The 8,390-nt window shown below is 64.7% G+C and carries 9 protein-coding genes; 8 read left to right on the forward strand and 1 reads right to left on the reverse strand.

Translation table 11 applies throughout. The features are described from left to right. Positions 1-161 precede the first annotated feature (161 nt). Positions 162-1,628 carry an aldehyde dehydrogenase gene (locus tag KDB67_RS10040; RefSeq protein WP_291015421.1) on the reverse strand — a complete coding sequence of 489 codons (1,467 nt, stop codon included), beginning with the start codon at positions 1,626-1,628 and terminating at the stop codon, positions 162-164. Between the two features lie 64 nt (positions 1,629-1,692). Between KDB67_RS10040 and KDB67_RS10045 the strand changes: the two genes are divergently transcribed. The 8 genes from KDB67_RS10045 to KDB67_RS10080 form a co-directional block, all read left to right on the forward strand. Continuing rightward, positions 1,693-2,280: a helix-turn-helix domain-containing protein gene (locus tag KDB67_RS10045; protein ID WP_291015423.1), complete on the forward strand. Its 588-nt coding sequence runs from the start codon at positions 1,693-1,695 to the stop codon at positions 2,278-2,280. Next, positions 2,277-3,518 carry a cytochrome P450 gene (locus KDB67_RS10050; protein WP_291015424.1) on the forward strand — a complete coding sequence of 414 codons (1,242 nt, stop codon included), beginning with the start codon at positions 2,277-2,279 and terminating at the stop codon, positions 3,516-3,518. The genes KDB67_RS10045 and KDB67_RS10050 overlap by 4 nt, the downstream gene beginning before the upstream one ends. Next, entirely contained in the window at positions 3,518-4,306 is a 789-nt protein-coding gene (locus KDB67_RS10055; protein ID WP_291015426.1) for an SDR family oxidoreductase, read from the forward strand. The genes KDB67_RS10050 and KDB67_RS10055 overlap by 1 nt, the downstream gene beginning before the upstream one ends. A gap of 381 nt (positions 4,307-4,687) precedes the next feature. Then, positions 4,688-6,109, forward strand: a complete 1,422-nt coding sequence (locus tag KDB67_RS10060; RefSeq protein ID WP_291015427.1) for a cytochrome P450 — start codon at positions 4,688-4,690, stop codon at positions 6,107-6,109. Between the two features lie 14 nt (positions 6,110-6,123). Further along, positions 6,124-6,315, forward strand: a complete 192-nt coding sequence (locus KDB67_RS10065) for a ferredoxin (protein WP_291015429.1) — start codon at positions 6,124-6,126, stop codon at positions 6,313-6,315. 30 nt (positions 6,316-6,345) lie between these two features. Continuing rightward, entirely contained in the window at positions 6,346-6,891 is a 546-nt protein-coding gene (locus KDB67_RS10070) for a nuclear transport factor 2 family protein (RefSeq protein ID WP_291015430.1), read from the forward strand. Between the two features lie 7 nt (positions 6,892-6,898). Further along, entirely contained in the window at positions 6,899-8,179 is a 1,281-nt protein-coding gene (locus KDB67_RS10075) for a hypothetical protein (RefSeq protein WP_291015432.1), read from the forward strand. Further along, positions 8,176-8,390 (forward strand): SDR family NAD(P)-dependent oxidoreductase (locus KDB67_RS10080; protein WP_291015434.1); only part of this gene is annotated, 215 nt, incomplete at its 3' end. The genes KDB67_RS10075 and KDB67_RS10080, both read left to right, overlap by 4 nt.

Below are 8,390 nucleotides of genomic sequence, written 5' to 3' on the forward strand. Positions count from 1 at the left end.
GACCCTTCGTGACCCTTGCTCCTTCGTCGCTTCGGCCTCAGGGATCAAGATGGTTGGTTGCTTCTTGGTTGCGGGAGGCGTCTTGACCCCTGAGGGCTGTCGCGCGAGCTTGCGAGCCGACAGCGTCTCGAAGGGTCCGGTGAGACGAGGGCATGACCGAGCTACGCGGGTTTGGCGACGGCCTTGACTTCGAGGTATTCCTCGAAACCGTTGACGCCCATTTCGCGGCCGATGCCGGAGGCCTTGTAGCCGCCGAAGGGGACGTCGGCGGAGTACCAGATGCCGCCGTTGATGCCCATCGTGCCGGTGCGCACACCGTCGACGACCTTGTTGATGCGGGCCTCGTCGGTGCCGTAGACCATGCCCGACAGACCGTACGGGGAGTCGTTGGCGATGCGGATCGCGTCGTCGTCACCGTCGTGGGCGATGATCACCAGGACCGGGCCGAAGATCTCCTCCTGCGCGACCCGAGCCGAGTTGTCCAGGCCGGAGATCAGCGTCGGCTGCACGTAGAAGCCCTTGTCCTTGTCGGCCGGACGCCCACCACCCACCTCGATGGTGCCGCCCTCTTCGACGGCCAGCTTGATGTACGACTCGACCCGATCCCGCTGCGTCGCCGAAATCAGTGGGCCGCAGATGGTTCCGGGATCGGTCGGATCGTTGGCGGCGAGCCCGGCCATCGCGTTGCCGGTGGCCTTGATGGCGTCGGCGAGCTTCTCACGAGGCACGAGCAGGCGGGTTGTGATGGCGCAGCCCTGACCGGCGTGCGTGACCACCGCGAACGCGGCCATCGCGCAGGCCGAGCCGAGGTCGGCGTCGTCGAGGACGATGAACGCCGACTTGCCGCCGAGTTCCAGGAACACCTTCTTGAGGGATTCGGCGGAGGCGGCCATCACCTTACGGCCGGTGGCCGTGGACCCGGTGAACGACACGATGTCTACCCGCGGATCGGACGAAAGCTGTGCGCCCACAGCATGATCGGAGGAGGTGACGATGTTGATGACGCCGGGCGGGAAATCGGTCTCCTCGGCGATCACCTTGCCTACGAGCGCCGCGCACCACGGGGTGTCGGGGGCGGGTTTGAGCACCACGGTGCAGCCGGCCGCCAATGCGGGGCCAATCTTGGCGAAGTTGATCTGGTGCGGGAAGTTCCACGGGGTGATCGCGCCGACCACACCCACTGCCTCTGAACGCAATTCGCGATGGTTCTTGATGCCCATCGGCTTGGCCTCGCCCAGATCGCGGGTCCAGGCGTAGCTTTCGGCGAGGTCGGCGAAGTATCCGAGGTCGGTGATGGGGCCCTCGAGCTGCGGGCCGTGGGTGAGGAACACCGGACATCCCACTTCGGCGACGGTGAGCTCGCGCAGTTCGTCGGCGTGGGCGAGCAGCGCGTCGCGCAGCTGACGCAGGCACCGGGCCCGCAGTGCGTGGTCACGCGACCAGTCGGTGGTGTCAAAGGCGTTGCGGGCGGCGGCGATCGCACTGTCCATGTCGGCCGGGGTGGCATCGGCGGCCTGGCCGATGACCTCCTCGGTGGCGGGGTTGACGATGTCGAAAGTGCCACCGGAGCCGGGTACGAGTTTGCCGTCGATCAGCAGATCGGAGGCGACTGCCGGGCGTAGTGTCATGTGCTGGAACTCCATCTGGACAGGTGTCTGGACTCGCGTTCAAACCTAGTGTAGTGTCGCTCACATGTCCAGCCCCGTGTCTCAGGAAAGTACGCGCCGCCGCCTCACGGCCCAGCAGGCCGAGACCGTCGCCAAGCTGACCGACGCCGCCGTCGATGTGCTCAACACCGAGGGTTTCGACGGGCTCACCGTCCGGATGGTGGCCAAGCGTGCCGGGGTTGCGCCGGCCACCGCCTACACGTACTTTTCGTCCAAGAGTCACCTTGTGGCCGAGGTATTTTGGCGCAGACTCGCCGATGGGGTCGCGGCTCCCGATCCGTTCTTGGCGCCCATCGATCGGGTGGCCGGGGTGCTCCGGGCGGTGTCGCTGGTGGTCGCGGGGGAGGGGCAGCTCGGCGGGGCGGTCACGGTCGCACTGCTGGGTACCGACCCCGATGTGGAACACCTGCGCTGGCGGATCGGCGGATTCATCCGCGTCCGTCTCGCCGAGGCCGTCGGGGCCGACCCCGAGAACCCCGGACCCGTTGTCGACGCCCTGGAAATGCTGTACGCCGGTGGTCTCGTCCACGCCGGCATGGGTCACCTGAGCTACGAACAGACCTCCGACAGACTTGTCGCCGCAGCCCGAATGATTATGGAGCACCAACAATGACCGACACCGCCACGCGTGCGGGAATGGAACACATCGTTCCCTTCGATCCGTATTCGTATGAATTCCACGAGGATCCGTACCCCACCTACGCCCGGCTGCGCGCCGAGGCACCCGTGTACTACAACGCCTCCCAGGATTTCTGGGCACTCTCGCGACATGAGGACGTGCGGAACGCATTTCGTGACACCGTCCGGCTGTCCAACAGCTGGGGTGTGTCGATGGACCCGTCGTCGTACGGACCCAATGCACACCTGGCGATGTCGTTCCTGGCGATGGACGATCCCAAGCACATGCGCATCCGCAAGCTCGTGTCCAAGGGATTCACCCCGCGCCGGGTCAACGAACTCGGCGCACGCATCCGGGAATTGACCGCCCAGCACTGGCAGGTGTGCCTGGACAAGGGCGAATTCGACTACGTCAGTGATTTCGCCGGTCTCCTGCCGATGGATGTCGTCTCCGAACTGCTCGGCGTCCCCGAATCCGACCGCGCCCACCTACGCGCACAGTCGGATGCACTCGTGCACCGTGACGAAGGCGTGCTCGACGTGCCCGAGTCTGCCGTGTACGCGTATCTCGAATTGCACCGCTACTACACCGAATTGATCGCCGATCGCCGCAAGAACCCGGGCGAGGACATGGTGTCGGCGCTGCTCACCGCCGAGATCCTCGACGACGCGACGGGGGATAAGACCTCCCTGTCCGACGACGAACTGATCGGCTTCATGATCCTGATGATCGTCGCCGGCAACGAGACCACCACCAAACTCCTGGCGAACGCGGTCTACTGGGGGGCACGTAATCCCGACCAGCTGGCCCGCGTGCTGGCCGACCCCGAGCTGGTTCCCGACTGGACCGAAGAGACTCTGCGGTACGACAATTCGAGCCAGATGGTGCTGCGCAAGGTAATGGCCGACGCCGAGTTCGGTGGAGTCACCATCCCCGAAGGCGATCGGGTGCTGCTGCTGATCGGCTCGGCCAACCGCGATGTCGATGTGTTCGGCCCCGACGTCGACAAGTACATCCTCGGCCGCGACAATGGGCAGTCTCTGATGAGTTTCGGTATCGGAACGCACTTCTGCCTCGGCTCCCACCTGGCGCGCCTCGAAGGCAATATCGGCCTGGAGCAGGTGATCGGCACCGTCAAGAACTACGAAATCGACTTCGACAAGGCCGTCCGGGTGCATTCGGTGAATGTGCGCGGATTCGCCGAACTCCCGATGAAAGTGCAGGCCCGCTGATGGCATTCATTCCTCATCCCGACCGCCGTCCCGTCCTCGTCGCCGGCGCCTCCTCGGGCATCGGTGCGGCAACCGCCGAATGGCTTGCGGCGGCCGGATATCCGGTGGCGCTCACCGCGCGCCGCGTCGACAAGCTGCAGGCACTGGCCGACAAGATCACCGCGGCCGGTGGTGAGGCCGTCGCCGTCCCGCTGGATGTGACCGACGAACAGTCCGTCCTCGACTGCGTCGCCAAAGCCGAAGCGGCACTGGGTGCTCTGGAAGTGGTGGTGTCCGGTGCGGGTGATCTGGCCGTCGGGCGGTCGTTCGAACAGCCGGTGGAGCAGTTCACCGACCAGATCAACATCCACCTCAACGGCGCCTACCGGCTGTACCGGGCGGTGATTCCCGGCATGATCGAGCGGGGTCGTGGCGATTTCGTGTTCATCGGGTCCGATGTGACGCAGCGTCCGCGCACCTTCTCCTCCGCGTACGTGGCCGCCAAATCCGGTATCGACGGCCTGGTGGCCACCGTGCAGATGGAACTCGAAGGCACCGGCGTGCGCGCCGGGCTGGTGCGGCCCGGGCAGACCCTCACCGGCATGGGCATGGACCTGGACCAGAAGACCACCGAGGACATGCTCAACGACTGGATCAAGTTCGGCATCGCCCGGCACGGCAACTTCCTCTCACCCGAACACATCGCCCAGGCCATCGCCGGGATGATCGGCATGCCCCGCGGCGCGCACATGCGCATCGTCGAGGTCGAAGCCGAAGGTGCCGTCCCCAAAGCGAAACGATCCCAATGACCACCCTCTTGACCCCTGAGCCGAAGCACCCTCTTGATCCCTGAGGCCGAAGCGACGAAGGAGCGAGGGTCTCGAAGGGTCCGGTGACGTTTCGCACCTGCCGCAACCACCTCGAATCCCGTTGGGAGCCTCGTCTCACCGGACCCTTCGAGACGCGTCGGCTCGCAAGCTCGCGCGACGCCCTCAGGGATCAAGAAGGTGGTTGCGGGACCAAGAAGGTGGTCGCGGGGTCAAGAAGGTGGTTGCGGGACCAAGAAGGTGGTTGCGGGGTCACGAAGGTGGTTGCGGGACCAAGAAGGTGGCCGTGGGGTCACGAAGGTGGCCGCGGAATACAGAAATCAGCCCATGGAAAAACTTCTCTAGTGAAAGGACTGACGAGTCATGACCGTCATCGACGAATCAGACCTGCGTGAAGATCTGAAAGAACCCAAGCGGGTGTCGGGGGGAGAGGGCGAGTACGGCCATCTCGAAGAACTCGCTACCGACCCCATCGCCCTGTTCTGGCGGATTCGCAACGAATGCGGCGACGTCGGGAAATTCCAGCTCGCCGACCGCGAGGTGGTCCTCGTCACGGGTGCGCAGGCCAACGAGGAATTCTTCCGGGCCCCCGACGAGGTGCTCGACCAGGCCGCCGCATACCCGTTCATGACACCGGTGTTCGGCGAGGGCGTGGTGTTCGACACCAGCCCCGAGGAACGGTCGAAGGCGCTGCACAACCAGGCCCTCAAGGGCGCCCACATGAAGCAGCACGCCATCACCATCCCCAACGAGGTGGAGCGGATGATCGCGAACTGGGGCGAGGAGGGCGAGATCGACCTGCTCGAATTCTTCGGTGAGCTGACGCTGTACACGTCGTCGTCGTGCCTGATCGGCCGCAAGTTCCGGGAGAAGCTGTCCAAGCGGATCTCGGAGATCTATCACGATCTCGAACGCGGCACCGACCCGTACGCCTACGTCGACTGCTACGCCGACATCGAAAGCTTCCGCCGCCGCGACGCCGCCCGCGCCGAACTCGTCGAATTCATGGCCGGGGTGCTCGAAGAGTACGAGGCAAACCCGGAGCCGGACAAGGAAAAGCGCGACCTGCTCGACGTGCTGGTGTCACTCAAGAACGCCGACGGTACGCCGATGTTCAGCGCCGACACCGTGACCGGCATGTTCATCTCCATGATGTTCGCCGGCCACCACACCACCCAGGGCACCGCCGCCTGGACGTTGCTGGAGTTGCTGCGCCACCCCGACTACATGGCGCAGGTCGTCGCAGAGCTCGACGATATCTACACCGACAAGGGAGAAGGCAAGCCCGCCTACAGTTTTGCCGCCATGCGGCAGATCCCCAAGCTGGAGGCCTCGCTCAAGGAGGCGCTGCGCCTACATCCGCCGCTGATCATTCTGATGCGGGTGGCGCAGCAGGACATCGAGGTCGAAGGGCACATCGTCCACAAGGGGCAGTCGATCGCCGTCTCGCCCGCGGTCTCCAATCAGCTCGAACCCGACTTCGTGAACGCCGGATCCTTCGATCCGGATCGCTATTTCGATCCGCGGCAGGAAGATCTGGCCAACCGGTGGACGTGGATTCCGTTCGGCGCCGGCCGGCATCGTTGCGTCGGAGCGCCGTTCGCCATTATGCAGCTCAAGGCGATCTTCTCGGTGCTATTGCAGAATTATGAGTTCGAGCTGTCGCAGCCGCCGGAGTCGTACCACAATGACCATTCGAAAATGGTTGTGCAGCTTGCCCAGCCGTGCAAGGTGCGCTATCGCCGCCGGGTCGTTCCGGCAGCCCGACAACAAGCAGCACAGTAAGAAAGGCACTCGCGATGCGTATCGAAGTGGATCTGGATCTGTGCCAAGGACACGGTATGTGTGAACTGGAGGCGCCGGAAGTCTTCGAGGCGCACAAGGATTACGTCGAGATTCTCGACAAGGAACCCGACGAGTCGCTGCGCGCCGAAGTGCGTGCGGCCGTCCAGTACTGCCCCACCCAAGCACTACGAATCGTCGAAGACTGACGACCAGACGACTGAAACAGGAGAAACACCATGGCTTTTGATCGCGCCGAACTCGAAGAGATGAAAGAACGTTGGCTGGCCGCCAACATCGAGGCCGAGAAGGCCGGTGACTGGCGCCCGCTCGCCGAGTTCTACACCGAGGACGCCACCTACGGCTGGAACTACGGTCCCAAGAAGGACTTCATGGCCGTCGGCCGCGACGAGATCCGCGACATCGCCCTCGGTCAGGAGATGGAAGGCCTGGAAGGCTGGACCTACCCGTACCAGGCGTGGGTGATCGACGATCAGACCGGCGACATGATCGGCCTGTGGAAGCAGGTGTACGAGGCCACCCGCGAGGACGGCTCCCACTACGCCCTCGACGGCATCCAGGGATCGTGGTTCAAGTACGCCGGCAACTTCGAATTCTCCTGGCAGCGTGACTTCTTCGACTACGGCAACGTCTCCTCTCTGTTCCTGGAGCTGATGGTGGACAAGAAGATGAGTGACTCCATGCTCAAGCGGGTGGAGAAGTCGGCACCCGGCAACCTGCCCGGCTGGTACGACTACGGCACCGCCCCGGTCAAGTTCTGGTAATCGCCCGATGACCAGTACAGCCCCGTACGGTGACCTGACTCAGGAGCAGTTGGCCGGCATCGTGCCCGAACTGCTGCTGACCGGTCAGCTGATCGACCGCAGCGGCATGGCGCACCTCATCGGTGCGTTCGGCCGCGACGTCATGGGGCAGGTTGCCATCGAGGAGTGGATGGCGGCCAGCCCCGTGTACACCCACCGCATGCGCACCGCCCTGGGCATCGACGGCGACGGTGTGGAGGACATGTTCAAATGCCTCCAGCTCGACATCGGCGCACCACCGCAGTTCATGGACTTCCGGTACGAGATCGAAGACGAGTATCACGGGTCGTTCGTGCTCAATCACTGTGGGGCACTGCTGGATGTGGAACCGATGGGCGACGAGTACGTCACCACCATGTGCCACACCATCGAGGACCCCACCTTCGATGCCACTGCCATCGCCACCAACCGGCGCGCCCGCATCCGGCCGATTCACCGGCCGCCGCGGGCACCGGCCGACCGGCATCCGCACTGCGCGTGGACCGTCACCATCGAACCCGATCGTGACGAACTGCCGCTGCCCGAGGACGCCGCCCGGATGTTCATGACCCGCGCCGGGACGGTGGCGCTCTCACCGATCGACGCCGATGCCGCCGACGGCTGGGTCGACTACCGTGGGCCGCTCGTGGCCGATCTGCAATTCCGGGAATGGTCGCATACCGCGCTCACCCGCGTCGCCGAAGAGGTTGCGCTGCAACATCAACTGCTCGCGCTCGGTTTCCTGTGGAGCGTGCGCAGGCAGACCGCTGACGTGGAGCAGGTGCTCGACATCTACCGCAAACAACTCAGCGGGATCGCCGGAATCGCCGCCGAACGTGTCCGCAACGCACTCGGGTTGGGCTCGGACGCAACGGATCTGGCAAAGGTGATCGAACTGCATCCGTGTTTCGGGCCAGTCCAGTACACGGGTGTGACCGCCGAGGCCGTCGAAAATGCTTCCGGGACAGACGATGTGCTGGTGACGATTCCCCATGAGTCGCCCGCTGCCCTCGACGGCGGCTGGGTATCGGTGCTCGACGCCGATCACCTGGAGCCGATGCAGGCGGCGGCCACCGCCGTCGGTGACCGGTGGGTAGTCGCCGCCGAGGACCACGAGGGGGGTCTTCGGGTTCGGATAACGCTCGGCGACAAGAGTATCCGGGAATCGGGCGAGGTCGCCATCACCCGGTTCAGCAAGGGATCGAGCTGGGAGTTCAGCAACCGCGGACCGTCCATCCCGATCACTCCCGTGGGTGCGAATCTCGGATGAGCGCAACAGGTTTGGCCGGTCAGGCAGCGATAGTCGCGGGTGCCACCCGCGGTATCGGCCTGGCCGTGGCTCATCAGCTCGCCGGCAGTGGAGTGTCGGTGGTGGTCAACGGCCGCGATCGCGAGCTGGTGGACCAGACGGTGGCCGAGATCTGTGGCGGCGGTGGATACGCCGTCGGCGTGTGCGGATCGGCCGGTGACGACGGTGTGGC

This window comes from Gordonia sp. (in: high G+C Gram-positive bacteria) (assembly GCF_020438995.1).
Taxonomy (GTDB): Bacteria; Actinomycetota; Actinomycetes; order Mycobacteriales; family Mycobacteriaceae; genus Gordonia.